The organism is Sphingobium sp. MK2, assembly GCF_040170545.1.
Lineage (GTDB): Bacteria > Pseudomonadota > Alphaproteobacteria > Sphingomonadales > Sphingomonadaceae > Sphingobium.
On record NZ_JAZDXA010000039.1, the window covers coordinates 28,384 to 51,013 of the forward strand.

Sequence of the window (22,630 nt, forward strand, 5' to 3'; positions counted from 1 at the left end):
ATCATGGAGCGTGCGCCGGGACAGGGACAGATGATGCGGGGGGTGACGTTAAAAAGCCGCGCTGCTGCGTTCGCCTGCTCCGCAGGCGCGCTGGTCTTCATCCTGTCGCTCGTCCTGGGTTATACGCCGGGCCAGCCCGACGATATCGGGCAGATCAGCCGCGCGCTGATCATTGCCATATTATGCGGGACGATGAGCTGGGCTTCGGCGCGCCAGACGGTCGCGACCACCGCAACCGCCATCGACATGGCGACCGAGCGGCTCGTGTCGGCCGCGCATGGCGACTTGCAATCGCCCGTACCCGGTGAAATCGGCCGCGAAATGCCTGACCTGTCAGTCGCGATGGCCAGCCTGTTCAGCCAGGTCCGCACCAATATGGACCATGTGCAGACGCTCGCCCTGTTCGACCAGATTACGGGCCTCGCCAACCGCACCAGCTTTTGCCGTCAGGTCGAACGCCATCTCGCCGAGCGCGTCGAGGGGGACAAGGCAGCCCTTTTCTTTATCGACCTGGACGGATTCAAGAGCGTCAACGATACACTGGGCCATGCAGCGGGCGACCAGTTGCTGGCGCGCGTTGCCGGGCGGCTGCGTGAAGTGGTGATGGCGCAGGTCGCTGCCGGATCGGGCGATGCGGTGATCGGGCGGCTGGCGGGCGACGAGTTCACCATGTTCTTCCCCAACCTACCCGGCCATAGTGCCGCCGCGCGCATTGCCCGCGCCATCCAGTTCGCCCTGGGCGAACGTTTCGAACTGGGTAGCCAGCATGTCGATCTGGGCGCGTCGATCGGCATTGCCTGCTACCCCGATCATGGCGAAACGCTGACCGCTTTGCTGCGCGCGGCGGATATCGCCATGTACCATGCCAAGCATGAAGGACGCGGACGGGCCGAAATGTATACGGCCGAACTGGCGCTGGAGGCAGCCGACCGTGCCGATCTGGAGCGCGCTTTAATGCTGGCGCTGCAGCGCGACGAGTTCATCCTGGAGTTTCAGGCACAGATTGATGTCGCCAGTGGTAACGCAGTGGCGGCCGAAGCGCTGGTGCGCTGGGCGCATCCCGAACGCAACCTCGTCATGCCGGGGGCTTTCGTGCCAGTGGCGGAGGAAAGCGGTGTGATCGTCGCGCTGGGCGACTGGGTGATGGACAGGGTGTGCGAGACGGCGGCGCGCTGGGCCGGGATGGGCATCTCGCAGCGCATCGCCATCAATATCTCCACTCGCGAACTGAGCCAGGCGGATTTCTTCCTGCGCCTGCGTCACGCCATCGCTACGCACCAGACGCCGCCGACGATGCTGGAGCTGGAAATCAGCGAATCGCTCGCGATGGAGATGGAACCACGCATATTGGAACAGCTCACCGCGCTGCGACGTGACGGGGTGCGTGTGGCGATGGATGATTTCGGCACCGGCTATTCCAACCTGTCGCGGTTGAAGGAACTGCCGGTCGACCGGGTGAAGATCGACCGCAGCCTGGTGCGCGACATTACGACATCAGCCGAGGCGCGGACTATCTGTTCAGCCGTGGTTGGCCTTATCCAGGGCCTTGGCCTGGAAGTGGTGGTCGAAGGCATTGAGAGCGAGGCGCAGATGGACATGCTGCGCGTCATCGGCTGCACCCAGTTTCAGGGCTATCATCTGGCAAGGCCAACTGGCGAACAGGCCTATCTCGACCGTTTTGGCGGGACAATCGGCAGCGCCGGGCCGGAAACCAAGGGCCGCGTCCTGTTCCTGCGCCAGCCCGATCCACGCCGGGGCTGATCAGCGCCGCAGCGCCCGTTCCACGATCAGCGCATAGATGCGTTGCAAATCGCGCAGATCCTGCACCGCGACCGCTTCGTCCAGCTTGTGCATCGTCGCATTGTTGAGGCCGAATTCCACCACCGGGCAGAGGCGCGAGAGGAAGCGGGCGTCGGATGTACCTCCTGTCGTCGACAGGTCCGTGGCAAGGCCGGTGACATCACGAATCGCGCTGCTGACCAGATCGCTGAACGCACCGGGCGGGGTCAGGAAGGGTTCGCCGCTGATTTTCGCCTCGACCGTGCCGCCCTCGGTGGCGGCGATGGCGGTGATCCGTTCGATCAGCGATGCGCCGCTATGCCGGTCGTTGAACCGGATCGAGATGCGCGCGGTCGCAAGGCCGGGAATGACATTATGCGCCGGATTGCCGACGTCGAGGTCGGTGATTTCGATATTGCTGGGCTGAAACCAGTCAGTGCCCTCGTCCAACGTCTCGGCCTCTATGGCAGACAGAATGCGTACCAGCTTGGGGATTGGATTGTCGGCGAGATGGGGATAGGCGACATGGCCTTGGGCACCCGCCACGCTGATCCACATATTGACCGAACCGCGCCGCCCGATCTTGACCACATCGCCCAGTTGCGCCGAGCTGGTTGGTTCGCCGACGAGGCAGAGGTCGGGGCGCAGTTCGCGCGCGGCCATCCGCTCCATCAGCGCCAATGTGCCATGGACCGCCGGGCCTTCCTCATCGCCGGTGATGATCAGGCTGATCGTGCCGGGCAGGTCGTCGGGCAAATCGTGGAGCGCCGCGACGAAGGCGGCGATCGAGCCCTTCATGTCCACCGCGCCGCGGCCGTAGAGCAAATCGCCGCGCTGTTCGGGAACGAACGGGTCGCTGGTCCAGCCCGGCCCCGGCGGCACGACGTCGAGATGGCCGGCAAAGGCGAAATGCCTGCCGCCGCCCGTAGTGCGCCAAGCGAGGAGATTTTCGACCGGGCCGTCAGGCGCGTCGCCGGTGACGAAGCGGTCGACGGTAAAGCCCAGCGGTTCCAGCATAGCCTGCAGCGCGGTAAAGACGGCGCCGGTTGCAGGTGTTACGGAGGGGCAGGCAAGCAGTTGCTCGGCAAGCGCCACGACATCATGATTGGCTCTGGTGCTGGTCATGCCCAGGCGTTAGCGAAAGCCGGGCCGCTTGGCCAGCAGGAGGAGACAAGGCCGTGCCCCGGATCGACCTGGATGCCATCGCGCAGACCAATGCCACCGGCTATCCCGCGCCCTATGCCGACATCGTTGCCGGGCGGTGGGTCAGGCGGCTTGGCCCGGCAAGCGATCTCTCCGATTTCGGCGTCAGCCATGTCGTGCTGAAACCCGGTGCGGCGTCATCCCACCGGCATTGGCATGAGGATGAGGACGAGTTCGTCGTGATGTTGGCGGGGGAAGCCGTGCTGGTCGAGGAGGATGGGCGCACGCTGCTGCGCGCAGGCGATATGGCGGCCTTTCCCAAGGGTGAGCCGAATGGCCATCATCTGGTCAATGAAAGCGACGCCGATTGCACTTTCCTGGCTTTCGGGCGACCTCCGACCGGCGATTGCCATTATGCCGATATCGACATGCGATGGTCCGGCGGCCAGTATCGCCACAAGGACGGGAGCGGCTTTTGACGATGCGGATGGACCGGCGCGCGCTAATGACAGGCATGGGCGCGATGCTGATGGCGGCCAAGGCACCGCCGGTTGCGCCTTTGCCTGCGACATTGGTGAAACCGCCGCGTCTGCGGCACGGCGACGTGGTCGGGCTGATCGAACCGGCGGGGTTTACCGACGATATGTTCGACCTTGATCTGGTCAAGGAGACGATCGTGGCGATGGGGCTGGTGCCCCGGCCTGCGCCGCATCTGGCCTCGCGCCATGGCTATCTGGCCGGGACGGACAAGGAGCGCGCCGCCGACGTCAACGCGATGTTCGCCGATCCGCAGGTGCGCGCGGTGTTCGCGGTGCGCGGCGGATGGGGGTGCGCGCGCATCCTGCCTTTGCTCGATTTCGCGACGATCCGCGCCAATCCCAAGCTGCTGATCGGCTTTTCCGACATCACCGCGCTGCACATGGCCTTTGCCGCGCGGGCGGGCTTTACCACCATCCACGGTCCCAATGCGTCGAGCAGTTGGGGGCGCTTTTCCTGGGACGGATTTCGCGCGGTCGCGTTCGACGGAGCGATGCCGACCTTTGCCAATCCGGTCGGCAATGAAGACCGGCTGGTGCCGCGCGCCGGGCGCATCCGCACATTCCATCCCGGCAAGACGAGCGGGCGCTTGCTGGGCGGCAACCTGACCGTGCTGGCGGCCTTGATGGGAACAGGCTGGCTGCCCGATTTTACCGGCGCGATTTTGTTCATCGAGGATATTGGCGAGGCACCCTATCGCATCGACCGGATGTTGACCCAGTTGGCGCTCGGCGGCGTGCTGGGGCGGCTGGCGGGGGTGGTGTTCGGACAATGTACCGATTGCGGGGCGAGCGGGCCATCCTATGGCGGATTTACCCTGTCGGAAGTGTTGCAGCAGCATCTTGGTTCCCTCGGCATACCCGCCTTTCAAGGGGCGCAGTTCGGCCATGTCGCCAACCAGTTCAGCCTGCCGGTGGGCGTACGGGCGGAAATGGATGCGGACGCGGGGACGATCCGGTTGCTGGAGGCAGCGGTTGCCTAAGGCCGCTCGTCCCAGCGGACCAGCGTGACATTGCCGTCGGGGGCAATGGCCAGTTCGCCGAACGCCCCGGTGCGTAGCCTGCGCGGCGGCAGGCCCAGCGCCAGCAGCGCGAAGCGGGCCGCGCCGTTGGAGGTGACGAGTAGGTCCGTCCCCTCTCCGGCTTGCGCGAAGAAGGCGCGCCAGGCAGCGATGCGGGTTTGGGCATCGACGATCCAGCCATCAGGCACGATGCCCTGTTCTTCCCAGTCCGCCAGCGCCTGCGCGCCGATGCGGGCGAGGACGTCGGCTTCGGGGCGGCCTTCGTCAGGACCGTGGTCGATCTCGCCCAGCCAGTCGTGCGTGCCATCTTGCGCGTGGCCAGTGGCGGCGGCGATCGCAGCGGCGGTCTGGCGCGCGCGGAGGAGCGGGCTGCTGAACAGGCGGTGGATAGGGAGCGCCTGCTGCGCGAACCAGGTGCCGAGGCGCTCGGCCTGGGCGTGGCCGCTTTCGACCAATGGGATGTCGGTGCGTGAGCCGATGCGGCAGGCCTGCGCGCTACTGGCAAAGGTATTGCCGTGGCGGATGATGAAGAGGTGGCGCATCAGAGCGCGGGCGTGGGGTCGCCATGTTGGGCGATCAGTGCCTCGACGCGGCTGATATCGGCTTCGGTGTCGATGCCCGAACTGTCGAAAGAGGGCGGGTCGACGGGAACGGTCATGATCGGGATGCCGAGTTCCAGCAAGCGGAGCTGCTCCAGCCCTTCGAGATTTTCGAGGGCCGTGGGCGGGCAGGCCTCGAACCGGCGCAGCGCGTCCAGGGCATAGCCATAGAGGCCGACATGGCGCCAGACCGGGGAGCGCGGCAGGCGCGCGCGCAAACTGTCTTCGTTGCGGATGGCGGGAATGATGGCTTTGGAAAACCAATAGGCATGGCCGTCGGGCGCGCGGGCGCAAGTGGTGCCGCTGAACGGTGAGCGGGTCTTGTGATCGCGCAGGGCGTCGAGCGCGGGCCAGTCGAGCGCGATGACCGGGGTGGCGACCTGTGCGCCGGCCTCCAGCGCGGCGATGACCGAACCCAGCGCGCCCTGGGGCTGGAAGGGCGAATCGCCTTGAAGGTTGATGACGAAGCGGGGCGCTGTAGGCTGGGCCAGGGCGGCGGCAAGCGCGCGGCCCGACCCGGTGGCGATGGCGCTGTCGGTCATCACCGCATCGCAGCCCCCAGCGCGGGCATGATCGGCGATTTCCGCGTCATCGGTGGCGACCGTCAGCGCGACTCCGGCCCGATCGCCAATCGCTGCCCGCGCCATGGCGATAGTACGGTGCAGCAGCGTGCGCCCAGCAATGAGTCGCAGGGGCTTGCGCGGCAGGCGGGAAGACCCCGCCCGCGCGGGAATGACGACAAGGTGGTTCAGGCGACCCCGGCGTGCAGCAGATCGTGCATATGGACGGCACCGACCAGGCGGCCCCGATCGCACACGAACAACAGCATGATGTTACGCTCATGCATGACATGCAGCGCTTCATGGGCCAGATCATCCGGGGTGATCGCCTGTGGCGTTACGGTCATGAAACGACCGACCGGCTCGGTCAGATTCTGCTTGGCGGTGACGGCGCGGCGCAGATCGCCATCGGTGAAGGCACCGATCAGTCGCCCCTCATGATCCGTGATCGCCGTACCGCCGAGGCGCGCACGGGTCATTTCGATGGTCGCGTCGAGCAGCGAGGCATCCTCGCGCACCTGCGGCACATCGTCGCCCTTCGCCATCAGTTCGCGCACCTTGAGCAGTTGCGCGCCGAGACGGCCGTTGGGATGGAATTTGTGGAAATCGTCCGCCGAGAATCCGCGCATTTCCATCAGCGAAATCGCCAGGGCATCACCGAACGCCATCTGCACCGTGGTCGATGTGGTGGGGGCCAGCGCGTTGGGGCAGGCTTCCTGCACTTCGGGCATCAGGATGCAGATGTCGGCGGCCTGCGCGACGGTGCTTTGCGCCTGCGCGGTCATCGCCAGCAAGGGGATGGCGAAGCGTTTGCAATATTGGATGATCGGGCCGAGTTCGGTCGATTCGCCCGAATGGGACAGCATCAGTACGACGTCGTCGGGTGTCACCATGCCAAGGTCGCCATGCCCGGCATCGGCGGGATGCAGGAAGATGGCAGGCGTGCCGGTGGAGGTGAGCGTCGCCGTCATCTTGCGCGCGACGATGCCGCTCTTGCCGATGCCGGTGACGATGACACGACCGCGGACCTGCATCAGGACGCCGACGAGACGGAGGAAGGTAGCGGCAAATTCCCGCTGGCCAAAACGGGATTCCAGCTCGTTAAGGCCAGTCGCGGCGATGGAGAGGCTTCTACACGCCGTCTCTATTATGCGGCCACCTGAGCCGAACGGCACGATCTTGGATGCTGATGTTGACACGCGCTTGCCCTTTTTTCCGCGCTCCGCCGCGAGCTTATCTCACTGGCGGAGACGGTGGACGAACCGCCGATTTCGGCGTGCTGTCCTCCCTTGTTCCGCGACCTCCCGACAGGAATTTTCTTCCTGCTGGGTGCGACTGTGTACGCCGTTTCAGGGACTTATGGCAATCATTTTTGCAGTTGCGAAAAGATCAATACGATAAAAAGACTGCGTTTGCGTCGCATTAAATCCGTTGAAACGATGGCTTTGAGCGACCAGTCGCGCAGCCATTTTGCGGTTCGAACGTGTGCCGTCACGCAACGTCATGAGACGCCATGATAATCCCGATACCATTGCACGAATCGGGGGACGCCCGACTCGATGCCGACCGAGGGTGCAAAACCTATGTCGCGGGCGATCGCGCTGATGTCGGCGAAAGTCGCATGGACATCACCCGGCTGGATCGGCTGGAAGTCGATCTGGGCCTTGATCCCGATCGCGTCCTCCAGCACGGCGATGAGGTGCATTAGTTCTTCGGGGCGGTTGTTGCCGATATTGTAGAGCCGGTGCGGCGCGCGGCTGCCGCCTGCCTTGAGCGCGCCATCGTCCGCCGGGGGATGATCGAGGCAGCCCAAAATGCCGGTCACGATATCGTCAATATAGGTGAAGTCGCGCTGCATTCGGCCATGGTTGAACACCGGGATCGGCTGGCCCGCGAGAATCTTGGACGTGAAGATCCACATCGCCATGTCAGGGCGGCCCCAAGGTCCATAGACGGTGAAAAAGCGCAGGCCCGTCATGGGGATACGGAAGAGATGGGCGTAGGTCTCGCTCATCAGTTCGTCGGCGCGCTTGGTCGCGGCATAGAGGGAAACGGGGTGATCGGCCCGGTCCTCGACGCGGAAGGGCAGCGTGTCATTGCCGCCATAAACCGACGAGGAGGAGGCATAGACCAGATGCCGCACCCGCCGTTCGCGTGCCAGTTCGAGCATGTTGACATGGCCCGCCAGGTTGGAGCGGACATAGGCGTGGGGGTTGATCAGCGAATAGCGCACCCCCGCCTGCGCACCCAGATGGACGATCGATTCGATCACCTGATCCGCAAGCGTCGCGTTGAGCGCATCCATGTCCGCGAAATCCAGTTCGTGGAAGGTGAACAGCTTGCCATGGGCGGCGGACAGGCTGTCGAGTCGCGCGCGTTTGAGCGACACCGGGTAATAATCGTTGAGATTGTCGATGCCGACCACGGCATGACCCTGCGCCATCAGGCGGTCGGCGACATGCATGCCGATGAAACCTGCCGCGCCGGTGACCAGAATCGTCATGCCATTTCTCCACGCCTATCGGCTATCCGTGTCTGACGATCCGCCCTTATATGTAAAGCCCCGTCAGGTATCGCCCTAGCGGGCAGGATTTAGCCTTTCCCTAATCTTTCCGATCTAAAGGCGGAAACATGGACATGGCATCCCACCCCCTGCCCCCTCAACCCCAAGCGGCGGCGACGACGCAGCGTGCGCGCTGGGAGGAACTGGCGCGGCATGCAGCGGAAGCCAATGCCTTTTATGCGCCCGACATGCTGGCCGCGGCGATCGATCATCTGGCAGTGGATGGCAGCGTTCGCCTGATCGAGGCGCGCGAGGGGGACGGGCTGATCGGCCTGCTGCCTGTTACAGTAAGGTCGCGCCATGGGCGATTGCCGCTCGGCTGCATCAGTAACTGGGTCCATGATCATTGTTTTTTCGGCGCGCCGATGATCCGGCAGGGGCATGAGGCGGCGGCCTGGCGCAGCTTTCTGGCGCAGTTGGACGACGCCCCCTGGGCGCGCGGCTTCCTGCATCTCGAAGCGATCGACGCGGCCGGGGCCAATGCCGCCGCCATCGAAGCGGTCTGCGTCGAGCAAAGGCGCGGGCGGCGGGAGATTCACCGCTATGACCGGGCGATGCTGCGTTCGGACCTGACCGCCGAAGCCTATTGGGAGAGCCAGGTCCGCGCCAAGAAGCGCAAGGAATTGCGGCGGCTGCAAAAGCGGCTGGCGGAACTTGGCGTGGTGGAAAGCCGGTTGCTGGTCGATCGGGGCGACGTGGCGCACTGGTGCGGGGAATTTCTGGCGCTCGAAGCGTCGGGCTGGAAGGGCCGCGAAGGCACGGCGATGGGCTGCAAGCCCGCCGATACGGCCTTTTTCCGCGCCGCCTGCGCCGCCGGGTTCGATGCGGGGCGGTTGCATATGCTGCGGCTCGACCTGGACGGGCGGGCGATCGCGATGCTGGTCAATTTCCGCCATGGCGCGGGTGCCTTTTCCTTCAAGATCGCGATCGATGAGGAATTTGGCCGTTTTTCGCCGGGCGTCCTGATCGAGATCGCCAATTTGCATGCGGTGCAGGATGATCCGGCGATCGGCTGGATGGACAGTTGCGCCGCGCCCGACCATCCGATGATCGACAGCCTGTGGGCCGAACGGCGCACCATCGTCCAATATCGTATCGCGCTCCGTGGTCGAGGCGCGGTGCAGTTGCAACGCAAGGCAGCCTTTGCCATCGCCAATGGCGTCGAAAGCGCCGCCAGACTTTTGAAAGGACAGGGATGACCGCCCATAGCCCGATCGCGGCCGCCAGGGTCGCGACCTTCCCCGACACTGCGCGCGCGACCTTTGCCGCCGCCTATCCCGACCAGCCAGCCCGGCTGTGTCATGATTTGGTCGGACATGACCTGCTGACGCTCGATGCCTTGGCGACGCTGGCCGAGCGTATGCCTGCATCGTCGGTGGAGTATAATCTGGGCAAGCTGCCGCTCGGCGTGCGGCCGGAGGATACGCCGTCCAACGGGCTAACGCTGGGCGAGACGATCCGCACGATCGAGACCAATGGCAGTTGGGCGGTGCTGAAGAATGTCGAGCGCGATCCGGCCTATGGCGCGCTGCTGGATGCGGCGCTCGCCGATCTGGAGCCGATCGTCCGTGCCGCGACCGGGCCGATGCTGCATCGCGAGGCCTTCATCTTCCTGACCTCGCCGGGCAGCGTTACCCCGTTCCACATGGACCCGGAGCATAATATCCTGCTCCAGATCATGGGGACCAAGGTGATGACCGTCTTTCCCGCGCGCGACGAAGCGCTGGTGCCTGCGCAAAAGAGCGAGGATTTCCACGGCGGCGGGCATCGCAATCTGGTGTGGCAGGACGGGTTCAAGGCACGCGGCACCGCCTTTCCGCTGGCGCCGGGCGAAGCGATCCATGTGCCGGTGAAAGCGCCTCATTTCGTCGAGAACGGCCCGGCCGTGTCGATCAGCCTGTCGGTGACATGGCGGTCCGAACGCAGCGTGGCGGAGGGCGAGTTGCACAGTTTCAACGCGCTGCTGCGCAAGCGCGGCCTGCCCATCGGTACGGTCAGCGCCCGGCCGGAACGGCAGGGGCTGCGGCGGCTGGTCTATCGCGTCATGCGGAAGCTGGGCGTTTAAGCAGGCGGCGCAATAGCGCTTCAGCTTCAAGGCGCGGGCTGAACCGTTCGATCACCCACCATTCCAGACTCTCCTCGCAAGTGGAGAGGCTCTGCTTGTAGCGATCCTTGCCCGCGAGCAGCGAGTAGAGCGACAGGTCGCGCGCGGCATAATGCGCCACGGCGGCGGCATGGCAGAGCAGGCCGGGCTTGTCCTTGGCGGTACTCGGTTCGGCGAAGGCGGATTGATAGTTCATCGCGACGCCGCGATGGACGAAATTGACAAGCAGGCCAACCACCCCGCCGGAATCGGTGAAGCGCAGCAGCTCGACCGACCCGCCCGGCAAGCCGCGCGCGGCGATGGTGGCGACGAAGGCGCGGAAATCCGCATCGTCCCACGCATTATCGGCATGGCGACCGCTGTTGAGCGCCGCCATATCGTCCAGCCAGGGGGTGATGTCGTTGAGGCCCGCTATCGCGACATCGGGCAAGGGACCGCCATGATCCTTCATCGCGCGGCGGATCTGGCTGCGGGTGTTGGCGCTGAGCAGCGAGAGATAATCGCCATTCGCCGCGCGCACGGCGGCGAGATCGATCTGATAAACGGGTGACACGTCCGCGCGGGTCTTGCGGCGGGCGCGCAGGTTCAGCAGCGGCGAGTCGGGCGCGATGCCGCTGAGGCGCAACGCGCGCCAGTCGCGGCGGCGGGTGAGCGCTTCGACGGCGGCAGCGGCGGCTTCCGCCTCCCGGCCTTTCTCTGCCAGCAGGCCGTTATATTCGACATAGGGGCGGTCGGCCGCAGGATCGCCCGACTGGTTGAGGCTGAGCGTAGCGACGCTGCCCAGCAAGCGCGGTTGCATTGCGTGGCCGACCAGCGCGAGGGCGACGTCATTGCCGTCATCGTCCATGATGGCCAGCAATTCGGGGCGGATGGCATAGCTGTCGAGCCAGGCGCCGGCCCAGGTCCAGCCGAGGAAGAAGGAAGCGTCGGCACGCGCTTCGAGCGCCTGCCAACGGGTTGCCAGCGCCGCGCGATCGGGCAGCGAAAAGGATGCGGTGAGAGCCATCGCGCTCCTTGTGGCAGAGCGTCCGGCCCGGTCAAGCGGCGGCTATGCCACCGTCCGCCGTTCGGGGTCGACCGTGCCATCGGGGCGCACCCCGGCGCGGGCGAGATCGCGGCCGATATGGCCGGTCAGGAACCGCTGCCACATCACGAAATCGGCGCGCAGCGACCAGAGCGGATAGCGGAAGGTGGCGGGCCGGTTGCGCTCTATGAGGCCATGGCCCGCCCAGGCGAAGCCATAGCCGACGACCGGCAGCGCCGCCGCCATCCACCACCGGCCAGCAAAGGGCGCAGCCGCCGCCAGCAGCACGACAAGGCTGGTCCCCGCATAATGGAGCGCGCGCGTACCGGGGCGCGCATGTTCGCGCAGATAATGGGGCCAGAAATTACGGAAACGGGTCAGACGGGTCACGGCAATCCTCTCAAGAGAAGAGCCTAAAGCCATCCGGGATCGCTGTTAAGGCCTATGCGTCAGGCCGTGGCGCGATCGGGTGCGAACAGGAAATAATCATAGGCGGCGCGGGCGGCCTCCGCCATGATCCGGTCGCGCATTACCCGACCGCGATGGTCCTGCATGACGAAGACGGTGATGGCGAACATCCGGCCATCGGGCAGGGTGATAACGCCCGTATCGTTGCCGGTGCCGTTGATCGTGCCGGTCTTGTGCGCGATCGTCGTGCCGGGCGGCAACATGCCGGGCAGGCGCGCCTTGCCGGTGCGGCAGCGTTCCATGATGGTGATGAAGGCATGAGTGCTGGCCGGCGAAAGCGCCTTGCCGGTGCGGATCGCGGCGACCAGGTCGGTCATGGCGGTGGGCGTCGCGCTGTCGCGCGGATCGCGGGCGAAGGCGATATTCGGCAGGTCACGTATATCGCGGGTGCGCAACGCCGGATCGGCGGCCAGCGCGGCGGCGACATTGCGGTTGAAATTGCCCGGCCGCGGCGCGAGGTCCATCGCGCGATAGAGCAGGTCGGCGGTGTTGCTGTCGACCCGCAGTCCCTTGATCCCCAACCCCGCGACCCAGCCATTGACCGCCGTTGGGCCACCGGCGCGGGCGACCAGCATGTCGGTGGCATTATTATCGCTCTGCGTCAGCATCAGGTCGAGCAATTGCCCCACCGGCAGCGGCGCGCCCGGTCCCATGGTGGCGACGTCACGCGGCACGATGTCGGTCAGCGCCAGTTGTCCGGCGTCGATCATGGCGAAGATCTTGCCCGCGACCGCGACCTTATAGGCGCTGGCCATCGGGAACAGCGTGTCGCCGTTGAGCGAGAGCGTTTCTCCGCTGGCAAGATTGCGCACGGTGATGCCGACCGTGCCGTCGGTGAGGGTCGCAAACCGCTGGAACTGGGCGATCAGGCGAGTCTCGGCGGTTTGCTGCACGCTCGATTTGACAGGACCGAAGGCGTCGGCGCTGGGCAGCGGGGCCAGGAACAGGCCGAAGGCGGCGGCAAGGGCGATCGGACGATGGAAAGGCATGGCGCCTGTTTTGCGGATGTGACGGGGCCGCGCAAGCGCATTTACCCTGTCGCGCGCGATTGACAGGGCTTTGCGCGCCGGGCCATCAGGCGGCATGAGCGGAACCGTCAAATTGCATGAAAGCTGGCGCGAGGCGTTGGCCGACCAGTTCGCCGCCCCGCATATGCGGGAGCTGAAGGCCTTTCTGGAGGCGGAGAAGGCGGCGGGCAAACGCATCTTCCCCAAGGGCAGCGAGTATTTCCGTGCGCTCGACTTGACCCCGCTGGATCAGGTCAAGGTCGTGATATTGGGGCAAGACCCCTATCATGGCGAGGGGCAGGCGCATGGTCTGTGCTTTTCGGTGCAGCCCGGCGTGCGGACGCCGCCCTCGCTCGTCAATATCTACAAGGAGATGGAGAGCGACTTGAGGGTTCCGCGGGCCGGACACGGATTTCTGGAACATTGGGCGCGACAGGGGGTGCTGCTGCTCAACAGCGTGCTGACGGTCGAGATGGGGCGGGCGGCGTCGCATCAGGGCAAGGGTTGGGAGCTGTTCACCGATGCGATCGTGCGGCTGGTGGCGCAGAAGGAAGAGCCGGTCGTGTTCCTGCTATGGGGGGCCTATGCCCAGCGCAAGGCGGGCTTCGTCGACCAGAGCCGCCACCTGATTCTCAAATCCGCCCACCCTTCCCCGCTGTCGGCGCATAATGGCTTTTTGGGGTCGCGGCCTTTTTCGCAGGCCAATGCGTTTCTGGAAGCGCAGGGACGTGGGGGCATCGACTGGGCGCTGCCGCCCTTATGAAACATACCCGGCTTAGCGTCTGCGCGCGGAAGCGACGCTATGGGTCGGAAGAGGAAGCGCGGGCGGTGGTTGCCGGAGCGGCGATCGTGCTACGCCCCTATCGCTGCGACCGATGCGGGCTATTCCACCTCACCAGCCGGACCAAGGGCAAACGGATCGCGCGGCCGGTGGGGTAACATGCCTTAAGTCCGGCGCGGTTCATTAACGTCATAGACGCGCAGGTCGCGATCACCGATCCCCAGTTCCGGCCAGGCCGCCCGCCATCGTGCAATATGGTCCATCGCAAAATGGCGATCGAGCGCGTCCTGATCGGTCCATAATTCCTTGATATGAATGAGGCCCGGATCGAGGACATCCTCGGCATAGCTATATTCGACACAGCCGTTTTCTGCCCGACTGGCCTCCACCATCTGTTTCATGGCAGGGCGCGCGATGCCAAGATTTTGGGCGGGCAGGCGAATGGTTCCGACGATCAGCAGCATCGGCGCAGCTTAACGATGCCAGAAACGATCGAAAAGCAATCAATCGACAATAAACGGCCCAAAAAGGGTTGAGGCCCGGTCCTGCTTGCGCAGGCCGAGCCTCTTTCCCTCTCCAAACGGATAAGGCGATCAGCCGTCGTAGTCGCCGCCGATATTCTGGTTGCGCGGCGGCGCGGCGGCGGTGAGGCGCAGAGCCTCCGCCGACTGGGCGATCGAGCCGATTTCATCGGGCGTGTCGTCATCGTCGATCTGCACCTTCTGCAGCGACGCGACGAGCGAGTGATGCAGTTCGTCAGGCAAGACCGTCTCTTCCGCGATTTCGCGCAGAGCGACGACGGGGTTCTTGTCGCGGTCGCGATCGACCGTCAGTTCGGCCCCGCCGGAAATTTCCCGCGCGCGCTGAGCGGCGAGAAGGACGAGGTCAAAACGGTTGGTAACTTTGTCGACGCAATCTTCGACGGTGACGCGGGCCAAACAGGGCCTCCTGAATACAGCGAAGGGAAATTTCGAATTCGCCGCCTAGCAGCATGGCCCGGCTGAGTCAATGAAAAGGGCATAAGGCCTTGGCAAATCATGAGGCAAAGGGGCATGAGGCGTGGATGGCGATCAACGATCAGGCCCCGGCACCGGCTGATACGGACAGCGAAGCGGACGATATCAGCATCATGCTGGCGGGCAACCGGCTGCGGCTCATCACGCAAGGGACGGCGTTGCGCGCGGCACTGATCGGCCTGATCGAAGGCGCGCGCCATAGCCTCAAACTCTATTATTATATTTTTGCCGATGATGGCAGCGGCATGCTGGTGCGCGACGCGCTGGTCGCGGCGCGGCGGCGCGGTGTCGCCGTGACCTTGATGGTCGATGGTTTCGGGTCGAGCAAGACGCCCGACAGCTTCTTTACCCCGCTTATTGAAGCGGGCGCGCATTTCGAGCGATTTGGGACGCGGCGCTCCACCCGCTACCTGATCCGCAACCATCAGAAGATGGCGATCGCCGACGACCTGCGGCTGATGATCGGCGGCTTCAATATCGAGGATGGCTATTTCGGCATTCCGGCGGACGATTGCTGGTGTGATCTGGGGCTGGTGATCGAGGGCGATCAGGTCGAGGTGATGACCCGCTGGTACGGGCAATTGTGGCGCTGGGTCTCGACGCGCAAGCAACGCTTCCGCACCTTGCGACGCATGGTCCGGGGTTGGAATCCGAGCCTGCATCCGCAACAGGCCGACCCCTTTCGCTGGCTGGTCGGTGGCCCCACACGGCGGCTGAGCCCTTGGGCGAAGGTGGTCAAGCATGACATGGAACAGGCGCGGCGGGTGGATATGGTCGCGGCCTATTTTTCGCCGGGCCGGGGCATGCTCAAGCGCATCGCACGGGCAGCACAGCGGGACGGCGCGCGCCTGATCCTGCCTGCCAAGTCGGACAATGGTGCGACGATCGCGGCGGCCAGGCTCTTATACGGGCCGCTGCTCAAACGCGGGGTGGAGATCGCCGAATATGAGCCGCATAAATTGCATATGAAGCTGTTCGTCATCGACGATGCCGTGTTCGTGGGGTCGGCCAATTTCGACATGCGCAGCCTGTTCGTCAATCTGGAGGTGATGCTGCGGATCGAGGATGCGGGCTTCGCAGCGGCAGTGCGCGGGATGATCGACTGTCAAGCGGCACGAAGCCGTACAATCACATTGGAGGCGCATCTCGCCAGCCGCACGCCGCTGACGCTGATCAAACAATGGATCAGCTATCTGTTGGTGGGAGTGCTGGACTATACGGTCACGCGGCGGCTCAATTTCCGTAATCCCGACGCGGACTGATCGCCTTCAGCGCATGATGAGGTAGAAGCCGACGGCTGCCTTGCCGCCATTTTCGATGATGATGTCATAGCGATCCGTGAAAATCGGTAGCCAGGCACAATCCACCTGCGCCTCGCCGACCGGCTTGGCGCAGAGCGTTTCGCCATCCGCGCCATGCACCCGCACCGACAGGTCCGCCGCGCTGCCGTTTGCGGGCGCAACCGATATCTGCGCGCGTTGACCGCCCAGGAAAAGCTGCCGCATCGTCATGCTGCCCCCTGGCACCAGCGACCCGTGGCGATAGGCCGGGCCGAGTGCGCGGCCGCGAAAAGCGAGCGTGGACGGGGCCGTGCCATGCGCCTGCGCCTCATGAGTCCAGCGGGCGGCGAGATCCTCCTGCCCTTCTGCCGGCGTCGCACCAAGCGCCTTCAAGGCCTGGACGGTGTCGAGCAGGGCGGCGTGGTTGCCGCTGGCATGGGCCGCCTCCCCCTCCAGCAACGTCCGCAACACCGGATCGGCCGGCCGCATGTCCGCCGCAGGCGCGGCAGGCGCAGCGCCGAGCAGCAATACGGGCAACAGCCTGATCATCAATCATCCTCCGGATGGACGACGAAACGCGCGCCGGGCGCGGCGTCCTCCACATGAAGGGAAAGCTCATGCCGCTGTGCGATCGCTCTGGCAAGCGACAAGCCGAGGCCATGCCCCCCGCCCTGTGCGCCGTCGAGCCGGACGTAGCGTTCGAACACGCGATCGCGGTCGGCGGGAGGGATGCCGGGTCCGTCATCCTGCACGACGATATGCGGTCCCGCCGACAGGGTAAGCGACACGGTGCCGCCGCTCGGCACATATTTGAACGCATTGTCGAGCAGGTTGGAGAGCAGGCGCGTCATCTGCATCGGGTCGGCGCGCAAGGTGACGGCGGGCGCTATGCGGGCGTGGAAGCCGATGCCCAAATCCTCCGCGCTCGCGCCGTAGAGATCGGCCAGATTGTCGGCAATGTCGCTGAGATTGGTGTCGACAAGGCCGCGCAGGTCGCCGCGCATCGCCTGCGTGCCCGCAATGTCGAGCAGCGAATCGAGCAGCCGCACGACGCCGCGAATCTCGCCACGCGACTGGTCAAGCGTGCGCAGCAAGGCTTCGTCCTGCGTCCCCTGCATGGCTTTGAGGATGCGGGTGTCGAGATGCATCAGCGGGGTGCGGATTTCATGCGCGGTCTGGTCCGACACGGCGCGCTGCGCCTCGATCAGCCGTTCGACCTGATCGAGCATCGCATTGGTGTTGGCAGCCAGTTCGGCCAGTTCATCATTATCGCCCGCCCCCGGCGCGCGCGCGGTGATGCGCCCCGTCCGCACCGCAGCGAAAGCCGCGTTGACCGCCTCCACCCGACGGCGGAGACGACGCGCGGCGAAATGCCCGGCGGCAAGGCTGAGCAGCGCAATGAGCGCGCCGGCCCCGGCAAAGGCCATGGCGAGCCGGGCCAGCAGCGCCTGCCCACGATAATTACTGCGCCCCACGACCAGCCGCGTGTCGCCCCCCAACCGGGTTGCGCGCGCGAACATCGTTTCCCCATTCGGCAGGATGACGAAGCGGGCCTCCGAGACTTCGGGCGCTATGGTCGGCCAGCGATCAAGATTGCCCGCCAGGCGACGTCCGGTCCCATCGATCAGCAGATACCAGCCGCGCTCGCCATCTTCCCGCTCCACCGCCATACGATCTGTGATGCGGGCACGCAGTTCCGCCACGCCACTGCTGACATGAATGTCGGCAAGGCCCGCCAGATCAGTATCGACCTCACGTGCCAGCATGGCTCGCCCGTCGGCCGCGACAATGCTGCGCACCACCAGGAACAACGCCAGCGTCGATAGCAAACTGACGAACAGGGACGAGAGCATAACCCGGCCGAAGACCGAGCGGAACAGATCGGGTCTAGCCACCCGGCGACCCGCCACCCGACGAACCTGGGGCGATCAGGCGATAGCCGGTGCCCCAGACGGTTTCGAGGACCGGGCCGTCAAACCCCTCCTCCAGCTTGCGGCGCAGACGGCCGACATTGACGTCCACCACATTGGTCTGCGGATCGAAGCTCAGTTTCCACACATGGCGCAGCAGCATTTCGCGCGTCACGACTTCACCCGCATGATCCATCAGATAGCGGAACAGCTCGAATTCCTTGGGCGAGAGCGCGAGGTGGCGGCCTTGGCGAAAGGCGGTGCGCGCCTTCACATGACATTCGAGGTCGCCGAACAGCAGCACCGGATCATGGATGGAGCGACTGGCCCGACGCCACAGCGCGCGGACGCGGGCGACCAGTTCGTCCGGTTCGAACGGCTTGGCGAGATAATCGTCGACACCGCTTTCCAGTCCCTCAACCCGATGTTCGCTGCGGCCGAGCGCCGAGAGCATCAGCACCGGCGCACCGATTCCGGCGACGCGCAGGCGGGTGACGATGTCGATGCCGGTCAGGTGTGGCAGCATCCGGTCGAGGATGATGACGTCATGGCCGCCGCTGCCCGCGCGATGCAGGCCGATGCGGCCATCCTCCGCCTGATCCACGACCATGCCTGCCTGGGTGAGGATAGCGGCGATGTTGGCGCGCGCGGCGGCGTCATCCTCCACCACCAGCACATTGATCGATTCCTGTTGCGCCATATCGTCCCCCGCCTCGCAAATACCGGCAAAGGCCGCCAGTTACAAAGGCTGTTATGGAGATGGCGACAGGGGAGGCGCGCTGGTCAGATATGGATCGCGTTGCGGAACATGACGAAGGCGATGACGATCAGATAGACGCCGAAGATTTTCTTGAGCGGCTTGGCTGGCAACGCATGGGCGACGGCCACGCCGAGCGGCGCGGTCAGTACCGACATGGAGGCGATGGCGAGCGTGGCAGGCACGTTGACATAGCCGAGCGATCCCCAGGGCAGGCCACTTTCCTTGAGGCCGATGAGCGCGAAGCCGATTGCGCTGGGGATGGCGATCAGCGTGCCGACGCCCGATGCGGTGGCGATGGCGCGGTGGATGGAACGACCACACAGGGTCATGACCATGATCGCGATCGTGCCGCCGCCAATACCGAGCAGCGCGGAAAAAGTGCCCAACCCGCCGGCGATGCCGACACGGGCGATTCCCGATGGCATATCCTGGCTGATCACCTTGTCGCCGACTTTGGGCAGCAGGAAATTGAGCGACATGAGAAAGACGCCACCAGCGAAAATCATCGTCAGGATTCGGCCATCGACATGGCCTGCCAGCAGGACGCCAACGCCATCGCCAAGGATGATCCAGGGTGCCCAGGCCTTTAGGATCTCAAACTCCACCGCGCCGCGCTTGGCATGGGAAAGCAGCGAGCGGATCGAGGTGACGATGATGGTCGCAGCCGACGTGCCGATGGCGACATGGGCGATCGCTTCGGGGGTGCCGCCAAGCAGCGGCAGGACGACGAACAGCGCAGGCACGACGACGAAGCCGCCGCCAATGCCGAAAATACCCGCCGCGAAACCCGCGAACAGGCCAGCGGCCAACATGGAAAGAAGCGGCACCAACCAGGTCATGAGATCGCCGTTCATCAGCGCGCTCCTGTGGCTGGCGTCGGGCCGGTGGCCAGGCTGTCGGTGCCCCGGACAAACAAGGCGGCGAATGAAACTAGATCGACCATGTCGTAAAACCATGCCTCTCTTCGGCGGAACCAGAGCAAGGGGCTGACAGGACAGGTCCCTTGGCTGGCTAGACGAACAAGGTCGACAAATCCGCACCTTGTCCGACACAAGTCGGACACAAAGGCGGCGCGGGCTTGGTCAGTCGAGCAGATCTTCGGCCGGAGTATAAGGCAGGTCGAGCGCGTCGGCGACGGCGCGATAGGTGAGCTTGCCCTGCGCGACGTTGAGGCCGGCGCGCAGATGCGGATCGGCGCGCAGCGCGCCCTTCCAGCCGAGGTCCGCAATCCGCAGCGCATGGGGCAAGGTCACGTTATTGAGCGCATAGGTGCTGGTGCGGGCGACCGCGCCGGGCATGTTGGCGACGCAATAATGGACGATGCCATCGACGATATAGGTGGGGTCGGCATGGGTGGTGGCGTGGCTGGTTTCGAAACAACCGCCCTGGTCGATCGCGACATCGACCAGCACTGCGCCTTTTTTCATCGTCTTGAGCATATCGGCGCTGACCAGCTTGGGCGCGGCCGCGCCGGGGATCAGCACCGCGCCGATCACCAGGTCCGCGTCGGCCACGCAGTCGGCGAGGTTGGCGCGGTTCGAAAAGCGCGTCTTGGCCCGCGCCTCGAAATACATACCAAGCTTTTCCAGCACTTCGGGGCTGCGGTCGAGGATGGTGACATCCGCGCCCAGCCCCGCCGCCATCTGCGCCGCATTGAAGCCGACGACGCCACCGCCGATCACCGCGACCTTGGCAGGCAGGACGCCGGGCACGCCGCCCAGCAGCACGCCGCGCCCGCCATGCGCCTTTTCGAGCGCGGTCGCGCCGGCCTGGATCGCCATGCGACCCGCAACCTGGCTCATCGGCTTGAGCAGCGGCAGGCCGCCATGCGCGTCGGTCACGGTTTCATAGGCGATGCCGATCGCGCCGCTGGCGATCAGGTCGCGTGTCTGATCAGGATCGGGGGCGAGGTGAAGATAGGTGTAGAGGATCTGGTCGGGGCGCAGCATCGCACGCTCGGCGGCCTGCGGCTCCTTGACCTTCACGATCATTTCTGCGCGGGCGAAGATATCGGCGGCTGTGGCGACGATTTGCGCGCCTGCCTTTTCATAAAGGGCGTCATGCGCGCCGATCCCCTCCCCTGCCCCGCTTTCGACCAGCACGTCATGGCCATGGGCGGTGAGTTCGTGGACGCTTTCGGGCGTCAGTCCGACGCGATATTCGTGATTCTTGATTTCCCTGACGGTGCCGACGATCATCCTATGTCTCCCGATGGTGCGGCGCGTGACGGGGCCGCTTGCCTACAGGATGACATAGCGCGGCGGCGGCCGCGAATGTTCCCTTCAGGGTGCCGGGCGGACCGGCACCGGCGCGTTGCAGATATCGACGCCGCCCGCGGGCAGATCGTAGAAATCATCCTTCCGGTTGGCGCGCAGGCGCAGATAAGCGGCGAAGCTGGGCGAAGCGACGTCCATCGCCTCGAACCGGGGCTGGTCCGCGGGTGCCAGGTCGCTGGCGAGGCGGACCGAAAGGATCGGGACTTTATGTTCGGTCGCGGTGTAGAAGCCAAGCTCGCCGCTGCCGCGCGGCAGGCTGGACAGATGCGCCATACCATCGATCACCCGGCCGACGACGGCGATGTTGCGATCGAGCTGGCGCGGGGCGTGGCCGATGACGGTGTAGAGTTCCGCGCCGGTGCCTGCATCGGGCGACAGGTTGCGGCCGACGCCGACGGAAGCATAGCAATGGGGCAGCCAGGCGGCGTCCCCGTTCATCGCCATCTGCCAGCCATCGACATAGCCGGTCGCGGGCGCATAGGCATCAGGATGGGGCAAGGGCGTGATCGCCAGCCGGACATTGGCGAGCGAGCGGACATAATCGGCCGCGCTGGTGGGCACGATGCCGGGCGGCATCGGCTTCTTCTCGGTCGCGTCGCCCCATTGGGTGACATAATTATCCTGCACCCGGTTGATGCTGGTCCCGTCCCACCACTGCGCCCGCGCCAGCGTGCGAATATTGCCGACATGGCGCGGCGCAAAGGCGGGGGCGAGCTGGATCACGACGCGCTTGCCGCCTTCGATCGTCATGACGAGCAGGTCTTCGGCCGCAATGGCGCGCCAGGCATCAGCGGGCGCAGCCGCCACGACGGCGGCGGGCGTCGTCGGCGGATCAGCCGCGATGGCGGTGGAGGCAAGGAGGGAAGCGAGCAGCGCGGGCGCGAAAAAACGGATCATGCCACAATCAGAGCGCGGCCGCGCAGGAAAGTAAAGCATCCCCTTGCCTAGCCGCCCGCACCGCGATAGGGAGCGCGACTTCCAGTGCAATGCGGAGCGGTGGCCGAGTGGTCGAAGGCGCTCGCCTGGAAAGTGAGTATACGCCAAAAGCGTATCCAGGGTTCGAATCCCTGCCGCTCCGCCATTTGCTATATTTCAACGATCGCCAGCACCCTTTGGCGAACGCTAAAAGCCCAGCGTTTGCTGAGATAATTCTGAATTTGGTGATCGTGCATGTTCGCCGCTCATCGCGATCAATCGCTGCAGAATTTATGACCATTTTTATGACTTGTAGCCTGCAGTATCTGTGCCTAAGGTAGAACCTGGAGGCTGGCATGCACCTGCGGAACAAGCTCAACGTCAAAAAGATTGCGAGCTTAGACGTACCCAATGTCTACTCCGATGGCGGCGGCCTTTATCTGCGCGTGCGAAAGAGCGGCACGAAATCGTGGCTCTTCATCTACATGTTACAAGGCAAACGGCGCGAAATCGGTTTAGGATCTGCGCTAGACGTATCGCTTGCCGCAGCCCGCAAAACTGCTGAAGAGCTTCGAACGATCCAGCTGTCCGGTCGCGATCCAGCCGAGGCCCGCAAACTGGCACGACCGACGGCGGTTCGTATCACGACGTTTGCAGACGTCGCGACTGAGCTGATCGATACCATCGAAGGCGGCTTCAAAAATGAAAAGCACCGCAAGCAGTGGCGGTCGACGATCGATACCTATGCAAAGCCCCTACTGCCTATGGCAGTCGATCAAATCACCATGGATGACGTTGCATCGGTCCTGATGGCCTGCTGCCGGTTTGGCGGACACCAAGATAGGCTCATTCAAGCTACACCAGCTTGTGTTTCGAAGTCGATGGGG

General features: G+C 64.8%; 26 protein-coding genes and 1 tRNA gene. 10 read left to right on the plus strand and 17 right to left on the minus strand.

The genetic code is table 11. The features are described from left to right. Positions 1-33 precede the first annotated feature (33 nt). Entirely contained in the window at positions 34-1,761 is a 1,728-nt protein-coding gene (locus tag V2I08_RS15935) for an EAL domain-containing protein (RefSeq protein ID WP_349635984.1), read from the plus strand. On the opposite strand, the gene dapE is transcribed toward V2I08_RS15935, so the two are convergent. After that, complete coding sequence (gene dapE, locus V2I08_RS15940) at positions 1,762-2,904, minus strand: succinyl-diaminopimelate desuccinylase (protein ID WP_349635964.1); 1,143 nt, start codon at positions 2,902-2,904, stop codon at positions 1,762-1,764. A 53-nt stretch (positions 2,905-2,957) separates the two neighbouring features. Between dapE and V2I08_RS15945 the strand changes: the two genes are divergently transcribed. Together V2I08_RS15945 and V2I08_RS15950 are read left to right on the plus strand one after the other, a co-directional pair. Continuing rightward, on the plus strand, positions 2,958-3,401 hold the full coding sequence (locus V2I08_RS15945) for a cupin domain-containing protein (protein WP_349635965.1): 444 nt from the start codon (positions 2,958-2,960) through the stop codon (positions 3,399-3,401). Between the two features lie 2 nt (positions 3,402-3,403). Continuing rightward, complete coding sequence (locus tag V2I08_RS15950; RefSeq protein WP_349635985.1) at positions 3,404-4,441, plus strand: LD-carboxypeptidase; 1,038 nt, start codon at positions 3,404-3,406, stop codon at positions 4,439-4,441. On the opposite strand, the gene V2I08_RS15955 is transcribed toward V2I08_RS15950, so the two are convergent. From V2I08_RS15955 to V2I08_RS15975, 5 genes are all read right to left on the minus strand, one after another. Then, on the minus strand, positions 4,438-5,022 hold the full coding sequence (locus V2I08_RS15955; RefSeq protein WP_349635966.1) for a histidine phosphatase family protein: 585 nt from the start codon (positions 5,020-5,022) through the stop codon (positions 4,438-4,440). The genes V2I08_RS15950 and V2I08_RS15955 overlap by 4 nt on opposite strands. Then, positions 5,022-5,831 (minus strand): 3-deoxy-manno-octulosonate cytidylyltransferase, encoded by an 810-nt coding sequence (locus V2I08_RS15960; RefSeq protein ID WP_349635986.1) that lies wholly within the window; start codon positions 5,829-5,831, stop codon positions 5,022-5,024. The genes V2I08_RS15955 and V2I08_RS15960 overlap by 1 nt, the downstream gene beginning before the upstream one ends. After that, complete coding sequence (locus V2I08_RS15965) at positions 5,828-6,787, minus strand: KpsF/GutQ family sugar-phosphate isomerase (protein ID WP_349635987.1); 960 nt, start codon at positions 6,785-6,787, stop codon at positions 5,828-5,830. The genes V2I08_RS15960 and V2I08_RS15965 overlap by 4 nt, the downstream gene beginning before the upstream one ends. Positions 6,788-6,988: 201 nt before the next feature. Beyond that, positions 6,989-7,144 carry a hypothetical protein gene (locus V2I08_RS15970; RefSeq protein ID WP_349635967.1) on the minus strand — a complete coding sequence of 52 codons (156 nt, stop codon included), beginning with the start codon at positions 7,142-7,144 and terminating at the stop codon, positions 6,989-6,991. Beyond that, positions 7,141-8,142 (minus strand): NAD-dependent epimerase/dehydratase family protein, encoded by a 1,002-nt coding sequence (locus tag V2I08_RS15975; RefSeq protein WP_349635968.1) that lies wholly within the window; start codon positions 8,140-8,142, stop codon positions 7,141-7,143. Before V2I08_RS15975 ends, V2I08_RS15970 begins: the two co-directional genes overlap by 4 nt. A 128-nt stretch (positions 8,143-8,270) precedes the next feature. Between V2I08_RS15975 and V2I08_RS15980 the strand changes: the two genes are divergently transcribed. Both V2I08_RS15980 and V2I08_RS15985 read left to right on the plus strand, forming a co-directional pair. Then, on the plus strand, positions 8,271-9,401 hold the full coding sequence (locus V2I08_RS15980) for a GNAT family N-acetyltransferase (protein WP_349635969.1): 1,131 nt from the start codon (positions 8,271-8,273) through the stop codon (positions 9,399-9,401). After that, positions 9,398-10,267, plus strand: coding sequence for a cupin-like domain-containing protein (locus V2I08_RS15985; RefSeq protein ID WP_349635970.1), 870 nt, complete (start codon positions 9,398-9,400; stop codon positions 10,265-10,267). Before V2I08_RS15980 ends, V2I08_RS15985 begins: the two co-directional genes overlap by 4 nt. Here V2I08_RS15985 and V2I08_RS15990 read toward each other — a convergent pair. From V2I08_RS15990 to V2I08_RS16000, 3 genes are read right to left on the minus strand one after another with little or no spacing between them, the layout of a single operon-like run. Then, positions 10,245-11,312 (minus strand): GNAT family N-acetyltransferase, encoded by a 1,068-nt coding sequence (locus V2I08_RS15990; protein WP_349635971.1) that lies wholly within the window; start codon positions 11,310-11,312, stop codon positions 10,245-10,247. The genes V2I08_RS15985 and V2I08_RS15990 overlap by 23 nt on opposite strands. Before the next feature lie 42 nt (positions 11,313-11,354). Then, entirely contained in the window at positions 11,355-11,720 is a 366-nt protein-coding gene (locus V2I08_RS15995; protein WP_349635972.1) for a DUF962 domain-containing protein, read from the minus strand. Positions 11,721-11,779: 59 nt separating this feature from the next. Next, entirely contained in the window at positions 11,780-12,787 is a 1,008-nt protein-coding gene (locus V2I08_RS16000; protein ID WP_349635973.1) for a serine hydrolase, read from the minus strand. A gap of 94 nt (positions 12,788-12,881) precedes the next feature. Between V2I08_RS16000 and ung the strand changes: the two genes are divergently transcribed. Both ung and V2I08_RS16010 read left to right on the plus strand, forming a co-directional pair. Continuing rightward, positions 12,882-13,568 (plus strand): uracil-DNA glycosylase, encoded by a 687-nt coding sequence (gene ung / locus V2I08_RS16005; protein ID WP_349635974.1) that lies wholly within the window; start codon positions 12,882-12,884, stop codon positions 13,566-13,568. Beyond that, on the plus strand, positions 13,565-13,744 hold the full coding sequence (locus V2I08_RS16010; RefSeq protein WP_310223270.1) for a hypothetical protein: 180 nt from the start codon (positions 13,565-13,567) through the stop codon (positions 13,742-13,744). The genes ung and V2I08_RS16010 overlap by 4 nt, the downstream gene beginning before the upstream one ends. A gap of 6 nt (positions 13,745-13,750) precedes the next feature. On the opposite strand, the gene V2I08_RS16015 is transcribed toward V2I08_RS16010, so the two are convergent. Together V2I08_RS16015 and rpoZ are read right to left on the minus strand one after the other, a co-directional pair. Continuing rightward, entirely contained in the window at positions 13,751-14,050 is a 300-nt protein-coding gene (locus V2I08_RS16015; protein ID WP_349635975.1) for a putative quinol monooxygenase, read from the minus strand. A 129-nt stretch (positions 14,051-14,179) separates the two neighbouring features. Beyond that, entirely contained in the window at positions 14,180-14,524 is a 345-nt protein-coding gene (rpoZ, locus tag V2I08_RS16020; protein ID WP_037476174.1) for a DNA-directed RNA polymerase subunit omega, read from the minus strand. Positions 14,525-14,649: 125 nt separating this feature from the next. Here rpoZ and V2I08_RS16025 point away from each other — a divergent pair, with 125 nt between their 5' ends. Then, entirely contained in the window at positions 14,650-15,864 is a 1,215-nt protein-coding gene (locus V2I08_RS16025; protein ID WP_349635988.1) for a cardiolipin synthase B, read from the plus strand. A 6-nt stretch (positions 15,865-15,870) separates the two neighbouring features. Here V2I08_RS16025 and V2I08_RS16030 read toward each other — a convergent pair whose 3' ends face one another. From V2I08_RS16030 to V2I08_RS16055, 6 genes are all read right to left on the minus strand, one after another. Beyond that, positions 15,871-16,431, minus strand: coding sequence for a hypothetical protein (locus V2I08_RS16030; protein WP_349635976.1), 561 nt, complete (start codon positions 16,429-16,431; stop codon positions 15,871-15,873). Beyond that, positions 16,431-17,777, minus strand: coding sequence for a HAMP domain-containing sensor histidine kinase (locus tag V2I08_RS16035; protein ID WP_349635977.1), 1,347 nt, complete (start codon positions 17,775-17,777; stop codon positions 16,431-16,433). The genes V2I08_RS16030 and V2I08_RS16035 overlap by 1 nt, the downstream gene beginning before the upstream one ends. Next, positions 17,770-18,492 carry a response regulator transcription factor gene (locus V2I08_RS16040; protein ID WP_349635978.1) on the minus strand — a complete coding sequence of 241 codons (723 nt, stop codon included), beginning with the start codon at positions 18,490-18,492 and terminating at the stop codon, positions 17,770-17,772. Before V2I08_RS16040 ends, V2I08_RS16035 begins: the two co-directional genes overlap by 8 nt. A gap of 83 nt (positions 18,493-18,575) precedes the next feature. Next, on the minus strand, positions 18,576-19,406 hold the full coding sequence (locus tag V2I08_RS16045; RefSeq protein WP_349635979.1) for a sulfite exporter TauE/SafE family protein: 831 nt from the start codon (positions 19,404-19,406) through the stop codon (positions 18,576-18,578). Positions 19,407-19,634: 228 nt separating this feature from the next. Next, the gene (gene ald, locus V2I08_RS16050) at positions 19,635-20,750 is read right to left on the minus strand and encodes an alanine dehydrogenase (RefSeq protein ID WP_349635980.1); all 1,116 of its coding nucleotides are present in this window, start codon (positions 20,748-20,750) and stop codon (positions 19,635-19,637) included. A gap of 84 nt (positions 20,751-20,834) precedes the next feature. Beyond that, positions 20,835-21,725 (minus strand): peptidylprolyl isomerase, encoded by an 891-nt coding sequence (locus V2I08_RS16055; protein ID WP_349635981.1) that lies wholly within the window; start codon positions 21,723-21,725, stop codon positions 20,835-20,837. Positions 21,726-21,818: 93 nt separating this feature from the next. Between V2I08_RS16055 and V2I08_RS16060 the strand changes: the two genes are divergently transcribed. Together V2I08_RS16060 and V2I08_RS16065 are read left to right on the plus strand one after the other, a co-directional pair. Then, positions 21,819-21,909: transfer RNA gene (locus V2I08_RS16060), tRNA-Ser, on the plus strand. 190 nt (positions 21,910-22,099) lie between these two features. Then, on the plus strand, positions 22,100-22,630 hold a 531-nt coding region (locus V2I08_RS16065; RefSeq protein WP_349635982.1), incomplete at its 3' end, for an Arm DNA-binding domain-containing protein.

Bases quoted from the DNA above. Each gene is read 5' to 3' on its own strand.
- V2I08_RS15935 (WP_349635984.1), top strand. From the start codon at position 34: ATGCGGGGGGTGACGTTAAAAAGCCGCGCTGCTGCGTTCGCCTGCTCC.
- dapE (WP_349635964.1), bottom strand. From the start codon at position 2,904: ATGACCAGCACCAGAGCCAATCATGATGTCGTGGCGCTTGCCGAGCAA.
- V2I08_RS15950 (WP_349635985.1), top strand. From the start codon at position 3,404: ATGCGGATGGACCGGCGCGCGCTAATGACAGGCATGGGCGCGATGCTG.
- V2I08_RS15955 (WP_349635966.1), bottom strand. From the start codon at position 5,022: ATGCGCCACCTCTTCATCATCCGCCACGGCAATACCTTTGCCAGTAGC.
- V2I08_RS15970 (WP_349635967.1), bottom strand. From the start codon at position 7,144: ATGACGTTGCGTGACGGCACACGTTCGAACCGCAAAATGGCTGCGCGA.
- V2I08_RS15975 (WP_349635968.1), bottom strand. From the start codon at position 8,142: ATGACGATTCTGGTCACCGGCGCGGCAGGTTTCATCGGCATGCATGTC.
- V2I08_RS15980 (WP_349635969.1), top strand. From the start codon at position 8,271: ATGGACATGGCATCCCACCCCCTGCCCCCTCAACCCCAAGCGGCGGCG.
- V2I08_RS15985 (WP_349635970.1), top strand. From the start codon at position 9,398: ATGACCGCCCATAGCCCGATCGCGGCCGCCAGGGTCGCGACCTTCCCC.
- V2I08_RS15990 (WP_349635971.1), bottom strand. From the start codon at position 11,312: ATGGCTCTCACCGCATCCTTTTCGCTGCCCGATCGCGCGGCGCTGGCA.
- V2I08_RS16000 (WP_349635973.1), bottom strand. From the start codon at position 12,787: ATGCCTTTCCATCGTCCGATCGCCCTTGCCGCCGCCTTCGGCCTGTTC.
- ung (WP_349635974.1), top strand. From the start codon at position 12,882: ATGAGCGGAACCGTCAAATTGCATGAAAGCTGGCGCGAGGCGTTGGCC.
- V2I08_RS16010 (WP_310223270.1), top strand. From the start codon at position 13,565: ATGAAACATACCCGGCTTAGCGTCTGCGCGCGGAAGCGACGCTATGGG.
- V2I08_RS16015 (WP_349635975.1), bottom strand. From the start codon at position 14,050: ATGCTGCTGATCGTCGGAACCATTCGCCTGCCCGCCCAAAATCTTGGC.
- V2I08_RS16025 (WP_349635988.1), top strand. From the start codon at position 14,650: ATGGCGATCAACGATCAGGCCCCGGCACCGGCTGATACGGACAGCGAA.
- V2I08_RS16030 (WP_349635976.1), bottom strand. From the start codon at position 16,431: ATGATCAGGCTGTTGCCCGTATTGCTGCTCGGCGCTGCGCCTGCCGCG.
- V2I08_RS16040 (WP_349635978.1), bottom strand. From the start codon at position 18,492: ATGGCGCAACAGGAATCGATCAATGTGCTGGTGGTGGAGGATGACGCC.
- V2I08_RS16045 (WP_349635979.1), bottom strand. From the start codon at position 19,406: ATGAACGGCGATCTCATGACCTGGTTGGTGCCGCTTCTTTCCATGTTG.
- ald (WP_349635980.1), bottom strand. From the start codon at position 20,750: ATGATCGTCGGCACCGTCAGGGAAATCAAGAATCACGAATATCGCGTC.
- V2I08_RS16055 (WP_349635981.1), bottom strand. From the start codon at position 21,725: ATGATCCGTTTTTTCGCGCCCGCGCTGCTCGCTTCCCTCCTTGCCTCC.